The organism is Mycobacterium colombiense (assembly GCF_003284935.1).
GTDB lineage: Bacteria > Actinomycetota > Actinomycetes > Mycobacteriales > Mycobacteriaceae > Mycobacterium > Mycobacterium arosiense_A.
Genome location: NZ_QMEV01000040.1, coordinates 30,601 through 49,065, shown reverse-complemented (window position 1 = coordinate 49,065; position 18,465 = coordinate 30,601). Strand labels below are relative to the sequence as shown.

Sequence of the window (18,465 nt, the reverse complement as noted above, 5' to 3'; positions counted from 1 at the left end):
GCCGGCCGCGTTGTGGATACCGGCCGCGGCGCTAAATGCTTGCTGGGCACCGGCTTTGAGGTGCGCGACCAGCCAGCGTTGCCAGGCGTTGAGGTTGTCCATCAGGGCCTTGGACACTTCATCGTCCCCGCAGGGCGGCGCGTCGGCGTCTAACTGCTGGTGTAAGACCTCACCGGCGGCGTGAACCAGTTCGCCGGCGCGGCGCAGTCCACTGGTGTCGATATCCAAGCCCATGACGACCCTGCCGCTACTCGGACAACAGTGGGTCGTAGCGGTGGGCGAACGCCGCCTGCGCGCAGGCCAGGAACAACTCGGTGAATCCCTCGACACCCAGCGGACGCAGCGTCTTGACGGCAGCGTCGACATCGACGATCGCGCCGGTGGTGCACACCGACACCGACAAGGCAGCCGGGTCGGTCTCGGCAGTGGTGATGACCTCGTCGTCGTCGTCCTTGAATTGCGTCACAGTGATGGAATGCATGGCGGCCCCTTTATCCTGCCTGTCGCGTGAGATCGAAGACCACCGGATCCCGATCGGGTCCGGCGACGGTCGCGAGGAACTGTCCGCGCAATGCGCGGAACGCGTCCTTGTCGTGGCCCTCGAGAGCCGCCGCCAGCGCGACCTGCCACAGGTCCTGTCGAACGCTGTCATACCACAAGCCTTTGCGCGCGACTTCGACCGCGGCCCCGAACCGCTTGGCGTCGTGGTGCCGGCGCGCCAGGGCCACCGCAGCTGCGGGAACTCGGTCACGTAACTCTTCGCGCAAGTCTTTGGTCCAGGCCCATTCTTTCGGCGGGATTCTGCTCAGCGGCGGCCCGGTGACCAGATCCATCGCTGCGATCAGGTTCGGGGTGGGGGTGGTCTCGACGAGGATTTCCACCAGCCGCTCGAATTCCATCCAGTCTGAGCGCACCGCGTTGTCGAGGTGATAGCCACCATCGCTCATGGGCGGCAACGCTTTTGGCCCACCGGGGCGCACGACTCCGAGCCGTGCGCGCAGCAAGGAGAGCTGCTGGGTCACCGTTTTTTCTGAGGCCGCCCCGCCGTAGACACAGGCGATGATGTCATCGGCCCTGGCCCAGGGGCGGTGCTGAAGGAACACGGTGAGTTCGTTGAGCCGCTTTTCCCGGGGCCCGGGCTCTTGGGTGCTGTGCGGTGGTTGCAGTACTACCTGGCCAAGGATGCGGTTCCACATCGGCGCGATCACCGGCGCTGGCCCATCGGTCTGTTGCCGGCTTTCGGTCGCCGCGGCAACAGGCAGTGCAGCTGCCGGCAGGTCGGCTTGTGCAGCGTGCGGGGCCGGGCCCGGAGCGTGGTGCTCGTCTGCGGGTGCCGCAACGGGGGCGCGTTGGGCGGCTTGGCTGTCATCGGGGTGGTCGGCGACCAGGAACGTCGGCGCCGCGGGCGTCGAGGTTGCGTTCCCGGGGGCGAAGAAGTCGATCGGGCCCTGCTCGCCAGGCGCGGGTTCAGGCCGGGGCTCGCTGTCGGCAAGGCCTGCAGTCCCAGTGGTCGGGCTGTCCTCGTCGAGGCCGGTCGTATCGAGGGCCGAGTCATCCCAGTGCACTGCGCCGGCGGCGGCGCCGCGTTCGGCCGGCACCGCTTCAGGGGTGGCGACCGGATGCTCAGGCTGGTCGGTCAGCAGTTCGGCGCAGCGCTCGACGACCTCGGCGCTGGGAACGATCAGTGTGGCCGTCATCGGCCGCGACGAGGAGCCGCGACTGATCTGCCCGAGCCGATCGGGACCACAGTTGATCACCCAGGTGCTCGACATCGCCGCGTCTTGACCGAGGTCAATCAGGATCGGGCTGGTCGCCGCGGCCACGATCTGGGCGCGTTCGGCATAGGTCAGCCCGGGACCACACACCAGCACGTCGACGCCGGGAACAGACCCCGGCGCCACTGGTTGCACCCGGGTGGTCCATGGCCCCGTCCACACGTCGTCGGTGATCCCAATGCTGATGGCGGGATGGGTAGCCACCAGTTCCAGCACCCAGCGGCGGATCAATGCGGCAGCGGTGTCGGGATCTCCTTCGACGCGCAGCCGGGGAAATGCGGCCAGGTTCAACCCCACCAGTCCACCGTCATCGGTGGTCCCGAACACCACCAGGTAAACCGGATGGTTGGGGTCCGGTGGGTACCCGGGGTCGACGGCTTCCCAACCGATGCGGGCTTCGCGGCCGGCGGGCTGCCACGGCTGGGGCAGGGGAGCTTTGAGCCCTTCGACGAAGGTCACCGTCAGTTCGTCGCGGCGGGCGGTGATCACCCCGGCGGGCCCCGGTGCCGGTGAGAGCCCCGACAGCGATTCCAGGCGCCGCGCAACGTCGCGCGCTCGGCTTTGCCCGTACCACCATGAGGTGACCGGGACGCTACTGACGGCGGTGGACACCATGACCTGCGCGCTGTGCCCGGACTACTTGCTGCCCGTAGCGCTGGTGGCCGGGTCCGCGGGAACAGCGCCGCCATCACCGCCGGAAAACGCATCCAGGTCCACACCCGAGGTGTTCGTCGCGCTCGCGCCTGGCTTGGTGCCGCCGCCGGTCGCCGGAACAGCCCCCGCACCGCCGCCACCGCCTTGTCCGCCGGGGTTGTCTGCGGTGGTGAAGGGGTTGGTGGCCGCGTTGGGGTTGCTGCCCGCCGGGGTCGCGTTGGTGGCGCCGGTGGGGGAGCTGGAGAACGGGTCTGAGGTGGCTCCCACGGTGGTGGCCGCCGGCGCGCTCGGCGAGGCCAGCGGGTCGGCGAAGGGGTTGGCGGCCGGGCTGGTCGCACCGGCCTGCTGCGCACCGTAGGGGTCGCCGAACGGGTTGGCGCCAGCACCGCCCATTCCTTGCCCGAACGGGCTCATGCCCTGACCCAACGGGTTCATGCCTTGCAGCCCTGAGCTCCCTGAGCCGAGCAATTGGCTCAAGATGTCCATCAGGCCGCTACCGCCTTTGGAGTCGTCTTTACCGTCGTCGTCTCCATGGTGGTGGTGACCGCCGTTGGCGGCGTCCTCGCCGTTGGCCTGCTGGGTGGCCGCCGATTCTTCAACTGTGCCAGCGCTTTTGGACTGGTATTTCTCGATGATCGCCAGGATCTGACGTTGGCCTTCGGGTGATTGCGGATTGGGGACTGCGGCGATCTCGGCGGCCTCGGCTGCGGAGTTACCCGCGATGGCGTTGCCGCCGTTGATGTTGACATCAGCACTGCCGTCCGCGGCACCACCGGCACCGGTGGCGTTTCCGTTGAACCCGTCCAGCGGTACGTGATCATGACCGGTTGACTGGGCGAAAGGGCCGCCGTGACCGCCCATTAGCCGAGCACCGCCGTGGAGAAGTTCGAATCCAAGACCTGTTGACGGATTTCGCGGGCCTGCTCGGCGCATTGCCGGCTCAGTTCGCCGACCTCACGCAGCCCGTCACCACGCACCGGGTTATGGCCGAACAGGTCGTAGTAGCGGCGGTGCTGCTCCTGAGACTCTTGGACCAGCGCGTCGATCGCACTCATCAGTACTCCCCTCGGTTGGCGGCGCCCACCGAGGCCAACGCCGGCTCGGCTGATACACCGTTGGTGTGTGAATCAGAAGATGGCTCGGGCCGCCCCGCGGGGGCATCCGGCTTGGACCCCGGCGAGCTCTGCGAGGTGTGGCCGGCCGGGGTTCTGGGCGGCGGTGTGGGCAACTTGGCGGTTTTCTTGTAGCCCATTTGGTCGAGTTGATCGTTGGTGACCGCACCACCTTTGACCGCCGCGGCGCGCGCCTCTTCGTAGCGCTCCCGTGCCGCCGCCGCGTCGTGGAGCTGGGCCACGTAGGCGTCCCAGGTTTCTCCGACATCACCGACGAGGGCGGTGTTGTCTTTGAGTAGGTTGGCATACGCGGCCTCCGCGGCAGCCCTGCCGTTTTTCCTTTTCCTGGGCGCCATACCCACCTCCGTTGTCGCTAGTGCATATGCAGTTTGCGAGCCTGCATCACCTCGTAGGGATCGACCTCGATGTCGGCGGCGTCGTGACCGTCATCGAGGTCCCGATAGGGGATCACCAGCCGGTCAAGACCGTCAGCATCTTCGGTGAGGTAAGGCTCGGCGTGAACGTACTTCCAGTCTGCGACACCGTCAACGGAAAGGTCCACCAGATCACCGTGGGCGATCTCGTTGGCCGCGACCGGGATCGCGGCAGCGTATTCGTCTTCGATGGTCGGTAAATAGTCGTCGTCGAAGCCGTCAACGGGCGCCCCGAATGACGCGGCCGCCGGCGCTGTGGCGCCCTGCCCATCGTGGCCGTGTGGTATCCCCGCGAGGTCGGCATGCTCGTCGTCCATGGTGGCCTGGCGGACCGCGCTCAACGGTCGCACGTACTGCTCGCTCAGGGGGTCCAGGTCGGGACGTTCGGAGGCGAGCACGATCGGTGATTGGCGGATGTCGGCGAACGACAGCGACTGGTCTTCGTCCTCGGGGTCGTAGCCGCGCAGCGCACTGTCGACCACCCGGCGCGGCCAGAAGCTGTCGACGTTGCGCAGCTCGGTGAGGATGGCGCGTTCGTGGTCTGTCAACGCCGCCCACTGCTCCTCGGTGGCCGGGATTTTCGGCGTGTAGAACGCCTGCATCTCCCGGAACCGGCCGTCGGGCAGCTGCACGGTGCCGCGGCCCTTGATGCCCGGTTGGATGCGGGTGCCCGCGACCGCGTCGTTGAACATCATGATTGCCGCGTCCTTGGATCGCAGGCGGCCCATCGCCACCCGCAACGCGGTGTTGTCGCGCGCCTCACCAGAGATGAACATCGTGTCGGGACGCTGGATGCCGATCGCCATATGGATGGCCACTGCTCGCGCGGTCCGCAGCAGGATCCCGACGTCTTTGGTGGTGGGCGGCGCTCCTTTTTCCTTGCTGGTCTTGTACGTCGCGTAGAACTCGGCCAACGCCACCACCAGGTTGGAGAACTCGTCGGTGATCACGATGATGGGGTCGAAGTCGTCGGCGCGGTTGGGATTGATCTTGACCTGCGAGAGCCGATCGCGCATGGTGTCGGCGATGAACCGCAGCGCGGCGGTGTGCCCGACCAAGCCGTCTTCGTCGGTACCGGCGGTCACCAGCGACACGTTCGGCCAATCCCGCATCCCTGGGGAGTCGAAGCCCTTCGGGTCGATTTCGACCACGTTGAAACCCCTTCGGGCGCACTGCGTGGCCACTGTCATCAGCGCCGACGTCTTGCCCGAGGAGGTCTGGCCGGCGATGAGCATGTGCGGGGACTGTTTGAAGTCCCAGCTGATGGTGTTGCCGTAGGCGTCGACGCCGAACGGGATGACCGTGTGCTTGTACAGGGAACGGATGGTCGCCCGGGTGACCGTGGGGAATTGCAGCGGCGGGTCGACCAGGACGGGAAGGCCGGGGCTGCGCACGAACCGCACCCGCCGCGAGGCCATGCTCCATTCGGCTTCCCAGGATCCTCCGAGCGCATCAGAGACCATGCCTTCGATGACTCCGCGGCGATAGGCCGAGCTGACCTTCAGGTTGTAGGCGAAGCCGACGGTGAATTCGCGGATCCGCGAGGCGATGGCGTCGTTGCCGGTGGCGGCCGCTCGTTGCGCCAGCTCCTCATCGACATCGGCGGGCGGGCTGCTGGCGGCCTGCCCGTCAGCCTCGTCGGTCACCGGGGCTGGGGTGTCCACGGTCACCGAGGCGATGTGGGCTGCCGCATCAAACCAGGAGGCGACCAGCGGAGCGAGCACCGTTTCGGCGTCGTCGACGGCGTCGTGCTCATCGACGGTCACGGTGTGGGTGGCGGTCAGTGTGCGGGTCAACGCCTCATGTTCAAGGGTGTAGGTGTGGCCGGTGACCTCGCGCAGCACCGCGCCGACTTCGGCGATGAGGTCGTCGCCGACCGCTCGGGGATGCTGGCTGTAGAGCAGCTTGACCACCTTGGGGAATGCTTTTTGCCGGCGCGGGTAGGCGCAGCGTATGACCTTGACGCGGCCAGCTCGCAGGTCATCGGTCCATCCCAGCGTGAACGACGCCAGGTAGGTGACCTTGTTGATCTGGCGGGTGATGGTGCCGCGCAGGTACGCCCACCAGGCGAATTGGGTGAACCCGTAGCCGGCCGCGACCAATAGCGCAACGACCACCAGCCGACCAGGCAGGGTGCTCGCCGCGGGCCCGGCCCAGCGCAACAGGGCCCCGGCCAGGGCCAGCGTCACACCAGCGCCTCCCACAATCAGCGGCACCGTGGGGTACTGCTCACCGGTCCAGGCCTGTCCGGCACGCAGCTGGCCCAGATGGCCGGTGCGGGCGCGGTGGTTGGACCACGCCAGCATGGCCCACCGCAGTGCGGCCGCCGCCGCGGCGATCGCCGGGGCGGCGATGAACAAGATCCAAAACCAGCCCACGCCCACGCCGGCGACGACGTAGATCGGGTTGGCTGAGGGGGGCAGCAGGTAGTCGCGCACCGGTGAGGGCGAATAGAGCAGGTGCTGGGCCGCTGGCCAGATCTTGGTGTAGGTCAGTAGCGCGACCACAGCCAGCGCGGACAGGATGATCCACCGCCACCCTTGGGCGGCCTGCTTCTGCTCGGCCGCGGATTCGCCGGCGATGTGGGGGCGTTTGAGCTCGGCGTTGTTGATCGCGTAGGGCCGCGGCGGCGGCGCCGTCCTGGTGTCAGCCTTGGCGCCGGGAGCTGTCTTGTTCGCTGCCATCACCGCACCCCCGGGCCCGGGGAGGAGGAGGCCGGCGCCGGCGTGGTGTCGGAGTTGACCGGCACCACGTTGGCGACCTTCCAGCCGTCTGCTGCCAGCGCCAGACGGATTTCGATCTGGGACCCGTCGTTGTAGGTGGCGCGAAACGCCACGGCGCCGGGCAGCTCGTCGAGCGGCCCGTCCAGCGAGCTCACCGCGGCCTGGGGGACGTTGCGGATATCGGTGAGCCGGTATTGCTCGATCAGCTGCTGCGACACATCGGGGCTGATGCGGGCCAACCAGTCGTCGTGATTGTCGTTCGGGGAGGCGAAATTGGTGGCGAACCGCGCGGCGAGGGCCCGAGCGGCGTCGATCGAGGCCAGCTGCGGCGCCACGGTGGGTGCCGGCAGCTGGTCCACCGCAGGGTTGTCGCCGTAGTCAGCAGGCGGGGCCGCCGGCGCCGGCGCGGGGGTGGCGCTGGCGGCTGGCCGCTGCTGGTGGCGCTCGCTGGCGGCGGTCTCACCGTGGTGGGTGCTGTACTGCCAGCACAATCCCGCCACGGCGACGATGCCGGCGATCACTCCCAGGCGCAGACGCAGCGGGACCCGCCGCATCCACCACCGCAGGCGCCACCATCGGGCTCGCAGTGATCGCTGCTGTGTGCTCATGTTCATGTCAGCCTGCCTCTTTTCTCGGTCACAGGACGCGTTTGATGACGACGAAGCGGGAGGGAAACGGTGAGAGCTTCACCGGGATCCCGAAGTCTTGGGCTTCCACGATCGTGGTGGGGTTGACCACCATGGCCACGTGTCCGGGCCCGCGGGAGTCGGGGTTCAAAAACACCAGATCGCCTGGCTGCACGGCGGTACGCGGGACGATGCTGCCGTAGTGGACCATGTCGTAGGTCAAGTGGGGCAACACAATTCGGTGTCCTGAGGCTTGGTAGATGGCGTAGAGCACCAGACCTGAGCAGTCGAATCCGCCCCCGGTGGGGCCGTTGGTGTTTCCGCCGCCCCACACATAGGGCAGCCCGATCTGGGCTTCTGCGGCTCGCGCGGCGGCCACCCCGGCCGCGGTGCCGGGCCCCAGGTTGCTCGGCGCGCCGGCGTGCGGATCGCGTACCACACCGCAGATGTCGCGGCCGCTGTCGTCTTTGGTGGACTCCGGCGGGGTGGGATGACCAGAGCTGGCCATCACTTCGTGTAAGTGCTGGCGGTAGAACGCGGTTGCCTGTGTCACGAATGCGGCGTAGGCGTCGGGAAAGGCCGATCCTTGGACTGCTTGGGCGGCCACCGTGGGGGCCATGTTCTGCCAGCCGCCGACTTTGAGCAGCTTGGCGAAGAACTTTTGAGCCGCAACGCCGGGGGTCATCAGGTCACGCAGGCTGCCCCACCATGGTTGTTGCTGCATGATGCCGACCGACTTGTGGTCGTGTCCCACGCCCTCATGGGGAATGCCCATCGATTCGGGCACATTGGAGTTGGCCAGGTTCCGCAGCCCGGATTCCTCCATGCCCACCGCCAAGCCGATGATGATGCCCTTCTCGGGCACCTTCATCTGCAGGCCGGCGGCGATGACAGCTTTGCCGTTGTTGATCGGGCCCGGCCCAAACGACACCCCGGTGTCGGGGCTGATTCCCTGGGACTGCAGCTGGTGCTGGCACTGCGGGGTCAGCCCCGCCGTGGCCGGCGGCGCCCCGCCACCGAGGAACACCACGAAGATCACCAGCAGCGCGGTCAACGCGAACGGCGCCAGCAACGCCAGCGCGGCGTAGAGCTTGCGGCGATGCGCCCATACCGTGCGGGCGATCGCCACCCATTCCATCGGTTCCATCAGTGCCCGGCCCTAGTCAGGCAGCCTCAGACAACGCGTGGCGGCCCTCGCGGCCGCCCCCGCCCCCGCCGCGGCTGGCGCGGTAGATCCGGACCGCTTCGGCCAGCCGGTCGTGAACTCGGCTGGCATCGCTGACCACGACCGCCGGTTCGGCTGGCTGCGGCGCACGCTGGTGGCCGCCGGCATCCGAGGAGGTGTCGGCGTCGCCGCCGGCGCGGCCTGCCCCCGATGCGCCTGCGCCACCTGCTGCGGGGTCGCTGATGGATGCCGGCCCGGATCCAGGTCCGTCGCCGCCGTCTGGACCGGCGCCGCCACCGCCCCCGCCGGCGCTGCTGGAGGAGTCCGATTCTGGTTGGATGCGGCCCGGCTCGCGTTTGTTGCTCGAGGCGCCGCGCCCGCCGGGCGCCAGGTTGCCCTTCAGTGCAGCCAGGTCAGCGGACTTGGAAAGCCAGCCTCGGCCGGACCCGCCGCTGTTTCCGCCGCCGAGTTTGGCGGCCATGGTGTCGCGGCTGCGGTCGAACATGCGGCGCAGCGGCCCGAAGAACGCGAACCCGAACGCCAGGACCAGCGTGGTCAGAAAGATCGACTGGATGGCGTTGGTCGACTCCTTGAAGACTTGGTCGAGGATCACGTTGTAACCGCCGAACGCCGCGGTGTAGATGACCATCGCCGCGAACGCCATCGCGCAGTCCAGCAGGGTTTTCCACGCGAACATCTGCGGCCCGCCCGGTATCACGCCGATGGCGAACGCCGGCGGGGCCAGCGCGGCATACAGCATGGCTTGTACCGCCGCGCGTACCACATGCCACACGAAGTAGCAGGCGAAGGCGACAAGGATGCTGGCCAGGAAACCGCAGATGGACAGCGGCACCAGGAAGGCGGCGGGGTTACCCATGGACTTGTCGTGCATTTGGTCGCCCTTTTTGGAGTCGCACCCCTGAATGTCGTCTTTGAGTTTGTCGCCGTGCTGGTCTTTGATTCCTTTCGACCATGCTTCTTTGCATTTACGCGAAATCGAGTCGCTGACTTGCCCGAAATTGATCATCTGGGTGGGCGAACGCAAAAACCTATCGGCCAGACGTGACACCATGTCGTCGATGTTGGCCTTGCCGCCGTTGTCGCTCATGTGTCCGTCCGACACCGACGACGCGATCTGCAGACCGGTGTCACGCCCTTTGGCCAGCAGCCCATCGGGGCCGACGAGTTCGGCCAGCGGGTTAGCGAAAATCGTTGCGGCAATACCGATCATTACCATCGCCATGGCGATGTTGGACACCGCTTTGGCGGTGCGGCCGGCCAGCACCGTGCAGACCGCGATGATCGCCAAGACCGCCAGGGCGGTCGCGGCCAACCCGAACCGGTCCATCGCGGTATCCACGCCGTGACCGATGGTCTGAAACGGGCCGGTGAATAATTTCAACCACGAAAAGTCGAGCACGAATTTGATCAGCCACAGCGCGGTCGTCGTGACGCACAGATACACCTCGTAGACGACAGAATCGACGTAGGAAAAGATCTTCGCCGTGGGATCGTCCCAGCCGCCCTGATTGAGGGTCAAGGTGTATTTGGCGACCGGCACATTGTCGGAGTCTTTGATTCCCATCCAGGAAATCAGCACGTCCCCGGCCCCGGTGTCGGCGCCGGTACCTGGATCCGCGCTCGCCTGGGCCGCGCCGACCACGAGCAGCAGAAATCCAATCAGCACCGCCGTGGTCACCGCGCGGTGACGTGCACACCACCGCAGCACGGCCGCGGGAGTCCAGGCCCGAATCCCTTGATCCCAACGCGCCAGCCGATCGGCGTCGACGAGCACCCGGCCGCCGCTGTTGGGCCGATGGTCCCTCACATGAACCTCCGTGGGCTAGGCGACTTGGCTGTGGTCGGGGGGAGTGGTGCTCATCGCTTCGCGCCGCAGCGGCGAGGAGGGGCCGAGCACCTTGATGCGGCCGATCGCGCCGCGGGCGTCGCGCATGTAGCCCTCGCCCTCGCGGCCGCGCACCACCTTGCCGTCGGCGCCTTTGGGTGAGGTGTTGGTCGTCAAGTCACGCACGATGTGCGGGTTCTTGTCGGGGTCGATCCCCAGCCATTTCAGTGACCGCCTGGCCAGCGTCTCGTCACGGTGGCGCATGACGATCCGCATCGGTATCAGGTCCAATGCGGTGCCCGCGGGATAGTCGTTGACCGGGTCGTGGCTGCCCAGGATCAACGAAATGTTGTCTTTACGGCCGTCGCGCGCCAGCCGCGCCGTACGGGCCAAACCGGTGGAGGTGGAGGTCACGTGGTAGGCCTCATCGAGGGCCACCGCGGCCGGTCGCGCTTTGTTGAGCTGGAATGCTTGGCGACCCAACTCCATCGACAGCCCATAGATCGCCCGACCGAACACCTTGCTCGGACTCAGTGCCTCGCGGCCCGCCACTTCCTCACCGGTGGGCACCTCGACCCTGTTGGTGCGGATCACGATGCCTTCGGTGTTGAGATCCAGCGACGGCAGATTCGGGTCGAACAGCGCCGCGGCATAGCGGCGGCCTGACCAGTAGGCCAGGTGGCGGTGCAGCTCATCCCATCCCGAAGGCAGCGGCTTGCCGTCGGCCAACTTGCCCATGTCAGCCCCGCGCTGCAGCACGGCAAGCAGGTCCGGGATCGAGCGCACCCCCCATTCCGGGCGCAGCACCTCACCCAGTGTCATTCCCATCGGGGAGTTCGCTTCGCACTCGAACAGCGGCGTGAGCAGTTCGACGGCGGAGTCGACCCCAATATCGGCCTGGAAGGTGCGCAGCGGATCCATCGACCACTGCGGCCGCATCAGGTCGATGATCGCGTGACTACCCAGGGTGGCCGCCGGGCGCGCGTACTCCCCGGAATCGGTGCGGTCGATCGCCAAGAACTGACCACCGATGTCGACCAAATGGAACAGCATGTACATGATCAGCCAGGTCTTGCCCGCACCCAATTCACCGGCGATCGCGATCGCCGAGGACGCGTCTTTGAGCGGCTCACGCCACCACTCCAGGTGCACCGGCTGATTGCGCCGACCCGACAAATTCAGCGCGATGATCGGCCCCTGCGCATCACCGACGGCATTGGTCGCGAACGGCACGCTGGCGGCTTGGTACTCACTGATGGTGACGTGGGAGAAGTCGGCAACCACACGCAGGCCGGCACCGCCGGGATTCATCGCCGACCACAGCTCGCGTTGCCCGCCCAGCGGGGCGACCACTTTGATGCGGTTACGTTCGAAGGCCTGCACCAGTTTGAGCGCCCCGTCCTCACACTGGGCCCGCGAGGCGCCGGCGATGGCGAAGATCGGGCACATCGACACCTCGATCTCGTCGTCGTTGGTTTCCAACAGCGCGTTGTATTCGCCGAGATCGAGCGCCTGCTGCGACAGCATGTCTTGGGCGAAGGACACCTCGGAGTCGCGCTCACCGACTTGCTCATTGAGCCGCCGCAGGTTCTTGGTGTTGCGCGCGATCGCCTGCTCGCGGCTGGTCTTGCTGATCCGCGCTGCCCAGTCGACGTCGAATCCATCGACGCGGTCGGCGATGGTGAAAAACTCCGACCCCGGAAACTGCAACCCCTCGAGGGGAAGCGATTCGATCGCCAGCAGCGTCTGCCATGAGGTGGCCGCGCCGATCCGGCCGGGCTGGCTGATCTTCACCAGCGGCGCAAAGCTGTCCGGCCGCCACCGCTTGCGGTCGCCACGCCGTTCACCTTCGTCGAATTCCGCTGCGGCGAACGCTCCGGCGGGGGAGGACACGTTCGACGAAATCGAGGGCGGAAACACCTCGCGGCGCGTCCCGCGTGACAAAGCATGGTTCCACAGCCACACCATCTGCGCTGCCGTCAATGGCTCGAACGCAAACACCGACGGAAGACGCGCGACGATCGCGGCCGCTAGCGCTGCCGCCCTTGCCATCTCGACGCGGTCACGCTCCGCCGAGCGGCGCGCCACGCCGCCCCAGCCGGTGAGATCGGATACGACGTCGGCGTCGGTGACCGGAAATGACAGCACGAAAATCCGCTCGGCGGCGTGCACCGTGGACGAAAAGTACTCGTGCTTGCCCTCGCATTCCTCGCGCCACATCGGACGGGCGCTGAGGTCTGTTCCGGCGATCGCGCGCGCAAGGATTTCGTCCGGATTCATCGCCGCGATGACGCCTGCGATGACCGCGTTGTTCGGCAGCGCTCGGATCAGGTTTTTGTGGTGGATCAAGGTGTCGTATTTGCGTTCGTCGCTGGTGTATCCATACGCCAGTCCGGTGAGCCGGTAGTCGGCCCAGATTGCGCCATCGCGCATGCGGCGCAGGTTGCCCATCACCGACATGGTGGGTTGCAGGTTCTGGTCGAGCTGGTGAGCCATCAGAGCGTCCTTCTTCGAGGGTGTTTGAGGCGGTGATCAGGTGAACAGTTCTGCTGCAGTGCTGTGCGGCCGGTCGAACAGGTCGTCCCACCCGGAATCGGTGACTGGTGCGGTCGGCGCATGTGGGCGCGATTCGGCGCCGCGGTGCGATACCGGCGCCGCGTCGATTGCGTCGAGAATGGTGATGGTTGGCCGCACCGTCGACACGGCCTCGACGCGGCGCTGTTCGTTGACGCTGCTGCTTCGGGGACTGGTGTAGAGGAGGAAGATTCGGTGCAGCCGAGTGCTGAATTTGACGGGGGAGTACGGCATGCGCCGCATCACCCCGACCGCGGCGACTGTGACGCTCACTCCCACCGCGCCGGTCAGTAAGGGATCGCCGAACCGGGGCAGCGCGAACAGGGTGATCAACAACCCGCCGACGAGCGCGATCAGCTCGGGGATCGGGAAGGGTCCGCCGGGGAGCTTCCATCGCCCGTCGAACTTGGCGATGACGATGCGGACCCGCGAGGCTCGGGTGTACCACTTGGCGACAAACATCGGCGCTGTCCCGGCTCAGCGGGTTCCGCTGTTGGTCAGGCTGTGGACGGTGTCTTTGGACACCACACCCAGCGAGGGCAGTGCCCCGATAATGCCGATGAGAATGACACCGACAGCGACGGTTTTCAGCGCGGCGGTCTTGTTCTTGACGACGAAGTATTCGAACACCGCCAAGACCGCCGTGCCGCCCATCGCCAAGAACACCGCGAAGCTGATGCCCTGGTTTTTGATGTTGGCGCCGATATCCCAAATCGGGGCTGCCACGGTTCGGACATGGGTGGCTGCTGCTGAGGCGGATCCGTCCGCGATGAACGAGGCGACGGTGGTGATCATTTGTTAGCTCCCTTCGGGGCTGTTGGTGGCGTAGCCGCGCGGTGATTTGGTGGACGTTGTGGTGGTGGTCGTTGGGGTCAATGACGGTCCAGACGGCCCTGCTTGGTTGGGCGGGATGATGCTGGGGGCATCGTTGATCCGGTCGACTTGCCAGTGGCCTGCTGCCACCGACATCACGAGGGGGAAATCCATCGGCATCAGCACGCCGCTGGCGGTTTGCATCACGGCCCGCACCGTGACCTCAATGCCGTCGGCTGCGGGAGGAACGTCCTGGGCGGTGGCAGCCTCGGAATTGGTTTGCACGCGCTCGATGGCCATCGTGGTGAAGCGCGGTGGTTGTTCGGCCGTGATTTTGGCCGCCGCAGAGATGTAGGGCGTCAGGTCTCCCTGCCCGGTGAGCATCGCGGCGAGGAACCCGGCGACGGTCTTGTACACCGGCCGGTCTTCGGAGACCAATGTTTGCGTGGCCAGCTGCACCGGCAGCCCCGGTTGGCGATCCGGTCGTGCGTGCGGAAGCGTGAACGCGCGGTACAAGTTGTGGGTGTCTGCTGAGATATCGACTTGGAGCTTGACCGGCACCATGGACGCGGCGTTGGCGGCCTTCGGGATCTCGGCGTCAACGACGACCGAATAGGTCTGAAAACCGTCGTTGAAAACACCCGGAAGACATGACGCGGCGCGCAGCGCCCGCCCGCCGGCCGGCAGCGCAGACGGGGGGATATCGCCGTCGTAGAACTGCTTGATCGCCGCCGTGTTCGACGGGTCTTTCAGATAGGCATCCACGTAGCGGGTTGCGTAGGACTTCACCGCCGTGAATTGGTCTTGTTCGGCCGCTGTATCGGTTGCATGCGGCCGGTTCATGACGAGCAGCACAACCCCGGCTAGAAGCGGGATGTAACTGATCATGATGAACGCCAGAAACGACGCGCTCGCTCGGGCGCGAAGCTCATCGGCGCGGATGGTGTCCCCGCCACTGACGCGCAGAAAGAGCGAGTCCAGCGCACCGGCGATGGGGCGCGTCAACATACGGACCCCACCGCCTGGTTTTCCAGCACGTCAAGCAGCTGCAGGGCGGTGCTGCGGTTGTTGATGATGTGCGCGACCAGGGCCACGGACTTGGCCTCGTTGAGGGGGTCGGACCGCAGCTGGTCCATGAGCTCGCGCAGCTGGTCGCAGTAGGAGCGGACCGCAGCGTGGGTGCGGCGAATCGGCTGCGCCATCGGTAAGGCCTCCAAGAGGGGTAGATGCTCGGACGCCCTCTAATGCGGGCCAAAACACCGATTTGGCGACAACCGCATACATAACGAATTGGTAACGCATACGCGCGTATGACATCGCGATGTTCGCTCGATGCTTGACAGGGGGATTACGCTCGGCTCGGCTGTAGCCGCGAGGCGGAAGCCACGGACGAGCGCCTCCCCCTCCTGCATTAGCTCGTCAACGTATGCGCCACGGGCATCACCGCATATGCGGTGACGACAGCCCGGACGAATCCCCGCCGCACCCCTGCCGAAGGCCCCCACGCATCGCTATGCCCAGGTGCCGCCCCGCGAACCGACGCGCCGGCCTCCGGGTACGCCGCGCTCAGCAACCTCCGACAGCGGCGCCCACCCATTTCCCGTCAACCGAGCTGACAACCACATCACCCAAGGTCACCACTCCTGGATGTGATACACGTCACCTCCATGAGGACGGGTTGTCAACCGCTCTAAACACCGCTTCGCAAACCCCCGCAACAACGTCCACGGATTCCATAAGCGCGTCACCTCCCCGCGACGCCAAGGAATCCAATGACCATCTGGGACCAACTCGCCGACCAGGCCCACCGCCTGCTCACCCAGCCCCGCCGCGGCGACCTCACGCCCGCAGTAACCCTCATCCAATCCCTGCACCCGCGCGCCCCGCACACCCCCAACGCCATCTGCGCGCACCTGCCCACCGCATCAACCGTGCTGCCCACCCTCGCGCGCTACGCCCGCAACGGCGACCGCCACGCCCTGCTCATGGCAGCCGTCCTGATGCGCCACGCCCTGCGCCGCATCGCTGAGCTCGCCGACCCCGACGGCTACCTGTCCACCGACCGCGACGCCCGCGACAACGACACCCTGACCATCTTTTTCACCCTCATCCGCACCGCCGCAGAACCACAGATCTTGACGTCGCGCTACCTCTACAACGCAACCCTGCGCAAAGTCATGGCCGCCCGGCCACGCGCCGGCACCCCCACCGCGGCGGTGCGCGTCGACCCCCACTCCGCGATCCTCGACCGCAGCGACACCGGCACCGACGAAGACCACACCGCGCACCTGCTCTCCCAGGCCCGCTCCCACCGCATCATCACCGCCCTGGAATACGAGACCCTCAAAGCGCTCTACCTCAACACCGACATCTACAGCCCCAGAAGCGCAGCGCGCAGCCTCGGCGCCAACGTCGGTGCCATCGAACGCCGCGCCCAACGCGCCATCCGCAAAATCAGCAGCCACTTCGAGAGCGCGGCAGCAGCAGCATGACCATCCGCCACCGCTGCACCTCACTGGCGGTGTCGCTACCCCTCACCGCCACCCTGCTGCTGTCTACCGCTGCGCCTGCCCATGCCGCACCGCCCACCTGCCCAGCCGTCGAAGCGATCGCGATCCCGGGCACCACGCAGACCACCCCGCAGGCCGATCCCACCAAACCTGTCGGCATCCTCGGCAACATCCTCGAACCGATCAAACGGATCGTTCACCTCACCGTCGACACCTTCTACACGCCCTACCCGGCCACCATCTTCGGCGGCACCGACGGCGGCGGCTACCTGGCCTCCAAACAAGCCGGCATCGACAGCGCCGACGCCCACATGAGAACGGTCGCCAACCGCTGCCCACACACCAACTTCCTGCTGACCGGCTACAGCCAAGGAGCCGACGCCGCCGGCGACATCGCAGCCGCAATCGGCCACAACAGAGGCGCCATCCCCGCCAACCGGCTCCTCGGCGTCGCCCTCGTCGCCGACCCCTCACAGTCCCCGGTGGGCCAGCCCACCATCGGGCTCAACAAGCCCGGCGTCGGCTTCGCCGGCGTACGCGCCGGCGGCTTCGGCGCGCTCACTCAACGCAACGGCATCCTGTCGATCTGCGCACCGCTGGACTACTTCTGCAACCTGCCCCAAGCCGACCTCGTCATGCGCTTCATCGGCCACCTCGGATCTCACCTCGACGCCTCGGATCCAGCCGGCTCCGCCCAAAAGCTCGCCACCATGTTCATGGCCGGCCTTGTCGCCCCCGCCACCGCCGCCGTCAACCAAATCCTGCAGCTCGTCAAAGACCCCAACCTCATCCCCGACCTCGTCCACCGCGGCGTCGCTTTCGGCGTCGCACTGGCCCAGCAGCTGTTCTGGCTCGCCGGACCACAGGTCGCGGCCACCGCATCCGAGCTGTTCAACGCCGCCGGCCAAATCATCAACCTCATCCAGGCACGCGCGTGGACCGCACTGCCCGCGCTCATCACGGCCATCGCAACCAAAGCCGCCAACGTCGCCACCGCGCTGTCGAAAATGCAGGAGCAGACCAACGCCATCAACGTCAGCGCCTTCGGCCCTGTCGGGGCCGGCCTCGCCCACCCAGGCCCCGGCCTCGGCGATCTGGTCACCGCAGTCATCAACGCCATCAGCGTGGCCACCGGCGGCGTCGGAACGCAGGCGACCGGCATCTTCGGCCCCACCTTCGCCCAGTTCAGCGCCGCCACCGTCGCCACCGCACTCAAACACTTCGCCGAATTCATCAAGGGCGACTACCACAACGACTACGACACCGCCCGCCTCGACCCCGCCGGCCACACCGGCACCCAGCTCGTCCAACGCTATTTCGTCAACCAACTCAACAGAATCGTCTGAAAGGCACCCCGGACACCCATGACCCCAGACACCCCCGCCCAGAGCTCGTAAATGACCGTCTACCAGGAGACCACCCACATGGACTACGGGCTTTGGCTGCTGCGCGAACCGACCGGCGCAATCACCCTCACCGGCTGGTCGGAAACCCCCGGCGCCACCAGCGCCGTCGCCGCGAGCAAGACCGAACACTGGCCCGTCTATACGCTGTGCCGCGAACCCAGCCAGCTCGCCGCGCGCCTCACCGAGCTCGGCCTCGACCTGGCCGCCGGCCACGACCTCAGCGACCTAGACAAGAACTGGGATGTCTACGTTCGCCACCCCGACATTGCCGCGCTACGCGCCGCACTCGACACCGACCGAGCACGCGACCGCCGGTAACCGACCGACCGCTCCAGGCCGCGCCAACCCACCTCCAAACACCCACCGGCGGGCCCCGCCGCTCGCGATCAACCAGCAGCCCCACCGCCACCAAAACGCCCTGCCCCGGCCGGTGCTGGGATGCCGCTCCACAGCGCGCCACCACGCACCAATCACGGGTCGCACAGTCCCCGTAATTGGTCACTCGACCCGCCCTCCGAGCCCGCGCCCAGACCTTCCGCCAAGGCTCTGCAGGCGCCCCGACCGACCCCCGCACCAAGCCGCCGGCCACAGCCCCGCAAGCACCGGCAGACCGCGGTTCATCCCGACGCTTCACCGCCCTCAAACACCCTCGATCACCGGATGCGCGCCAGCCCGCGCCAACGTGCGCCACGGCGTGCCGAGCCGCCCGCGCCGGTACCGCGCGACCGGACCCTTCCGCACGGGTCACTGCGTCAGCCTCCGGGGCCAGGGAGTGGCAGAACACAGTCCGTGGGTGTGGCAGATGCGGCAGTTGGGTTGTCGTCTGC

Annotated in this window: 17 protein-coding genes and 1 pseudogene; 3 read left to right on the top strand and 15 right to left on the bottom strand. The window is 66.9% G+C overall.

The features are described 5' to 3' along the window. The 15 genes and pseudogenes from DQP57_RS17605 to DQP57_RS17535 form a co-directional block, all read right to left on the bottom strand. A pseudogene (locus DQP57_RS17605) lies at positions 1 to 234 on the bottom strand (Fis family transcriptional regulator); the annotation flags it as partial. Between the two features lie 13 nt (positions 235 to 247). Further along, the gene (locus DQP57_RS17600) at positions 248 to 481 is read right to left on the bottom strand and encodes a hypothetical protein (RefSeq protein ID WP_036473454.1); all 234 of its coding nucleotides are present in this window, start codon (positions 479 to 481) and stop codon (positions 248 to 250) included. 10 nt (positions 482 to 491) lie between these two features. Beyond that, on the bottom strand, positions 492 to 2,390 hold the full coding sequence (locus DQP57_RS17595; protein ID WP_064893767.1) for a bacterial transcriptional activator domain-containing protein: 1,899 nt from the start codon (positions 2,388 to 2,390) through the stop codon (positions 492 to 494). 21 nt (positions 2,391 to 2,411) lie between these two features. Beyond that, the gene (locus DQP57_RS17590; protein WP_036473452.1) at positions 2,412 to 3,290 is read right to left on the bottom strand and encodes a hypothetical protein; all 879 of its coding nucleotides are present in this window, start codon (positions 3,288 to 3,290) and stop codon (positions 2,412 to 2,414) included. Beyond that, positions 3,290 to 3,484 (bottom strand): hypothetical protein, encoded by a 195-nt coding sequence (locus DQP57_RS17585; protein WP_036473449.1) that lies wholly within the window; start codon positions 3,482 to 3,484, stop codon positions 3,290 to 3,292. Before DQP57_RS17585 ends, DQP57_RS17590 begins: the two co-directional genes overlap by 1 nt. Further along, positions 3,484 to 3,897 carry a hypothetical protein gene (locus tag DQP57_RS17580; RefSeq protein ID WP_064893766.1) on the bottom strand — a complete coding sequence of 138 codons (414 nt, stop codon included), beginning with the start codon at positions 3,895 to 3,897 and terminating at the stop codon, positions 3,484 to 3,486. Before DQP57_RS17580 ends, DQP57_RS17585 begins: the two co-directional genes overlap by 1 nt. A gap of 17 nt (positions 3,898 to 3,914) precedes the next feature. Then, positions 3,915 to 6,659 (bottom strand): FtsK/SpoIIIE domain-containing protein, encoded by a 2,745-nt coding sequence (locus DQP57_RS17575; RefSeq protein WP_064893765.1) that lies wholly within the window; start codon positions 6,657 to 6,659, stop codon positions 3,915 to 3,917. Further along, entirely contained in the window at positions 6,659 to 7,306 is a 648-nt protein-coding gene (locus tag DQP57_RS17570; RefSeq protein WP_133259259.1) for a hypothetical protein, read from the bottom strand. Before DQP57_RS17570 ends, DQP57_RS17575 begins: the two co-directional genes overlap by 1 nt. 28 nt (positions 7,307 to 7,334) lie before the next feature. Beyond that, complete coding sequence (locus tag DQP57_RS17565; protein ID WP_051641675.1) at positions 7,335 to 8,471, bottom strand: C40 family peptidase; 1,137 nt, start codon at positions 8,469 to 8,471, stop codon at positions 7,335 to 7,337. 16 nt (positions 8,472 to 8,487) lie between these two features. Beyond that, on the bottom strand, positions 8,488 to 10,317 hold the full coding sequence (locus DQP57_RS17560; RefSeq protein WP_225337322.1) for a hypothetical protein: 1,830 nt from the start codon (positions 10,315 to 10,317) through the stop codon (positions 8,488 to 8,490). A gap of 15 nt (positions 10,318 to 10,332) precedes the next feature. Next, positions 10,333 to 12,831 carry an ATP-binding protein gene (locus DQP57_RS17555; RefSeq protein ID WP_036473441.1) on the bottom strand — a complete coding sequence of 833 codons (2,499 nt, stop codon included), beginning with the start codon at positions 12,829 to 12,831 and terminating at the stop codon, positions 10,333 to 10,335. Positions 12,832 to 12,867: 36 nt separating this feature from the next. Next, positions 12,868 to 13,371: a hypothetical protein gene (locus DQP57_RS17550; protein ID WP_064893763.1), complete on the bottom strand. Its 504-nt coding sequence runs from the start codon at positions 13,369 to 13,371 to the stop codon at positions 12,868 to 12,870. A gap of 15 nt (positions 13,372 to 13,386) precedes the next feature. Further along, positions 13,387 to 13,704 carry a hypothetical protein gene (locus DQP57_RS17545; RefSeq protein WP_036473439.1) on the bottom strand — a complete coding sequence of 106 codons (318 nt, stop codon included), beginning with the start codon at positions 13,702 to 13,704 and terminating at the stop codon, positions 13,387 to 13,389. A gap of 3 nt (positions 13,705 to 13,707) precedes the next feature. Then, a complete protein-coding gene (locus DQP57_RS17540) occupies positions 13,708 to 14,577 on the bottom strand; it encodes a hypothetical protein (protein ID WP_240631803.1) in 870 nt (289 codons plus the stop codon). A 146-nt stretch (positions 14,578 to 14,723) separates the two neighbouring features. Next, positions 14,724 to 14,924 carry a hypothetical protein gene (locus tag DQP57_RS17535; protein ID WP_064893761.1) on the bottom strand — a complete coding sequence of 67 codons (201 nt, stop codon included), beginning with the start codon at positions 14,922 to 14,924 and terminating at the stop codon, positions 14,724 to 14,726. A gap of 570 nt (positions 14,925 to 15,494) precedes the next feature. Between DQP57_RS17535 and DQP57_RS17530 the strand changes: the two genes are divergently transcribed. The 3 genes from DQP57_RS17530 to DQP57_RS17520 are packed head-to-tail and all read left to right on the top strand — an operon-like array spanning position 15,495 to position 17,956. Further along, positions 15,495 to 16,214, top strand: a complete 720-nt coding sequence (locus tag DQP57_RS17530; protein WP_064893760.1) for a hypothetical protein — start codon at positions 15,495 to 15,497, stop codon at positions 16,212 to 16,214. After that, positions 16,211 to 17,578: a cutinase family protein gene (locus tag DQP57_RS27455; RefSeq protein ID WP_064893759.1), complete on the top strand. Its 1,368-nt coding sequence runs from the start codon at positions 16,211 to 16,213 to the stop codon at positions 17,576 to 17,578. Before DQP57_RS17530 ends, DQP57_RS27455 begins: the two co-directional genes overlap by 4 nt. A gap of 51 nt (positions 17,579 to 17,629) precedes the next feature. After that, a complete protein-coding gene (locus DQP57_RS17520; RefSeq protein ID WP_036473432.1) occupies positions 17,630 to 17,956 on the top strand; it encodes a hypothetical protein in 327 nt (108 codons plus the stop codon). Positions 17,957 to 18,465: the final 509 nt, after the last annotated feature.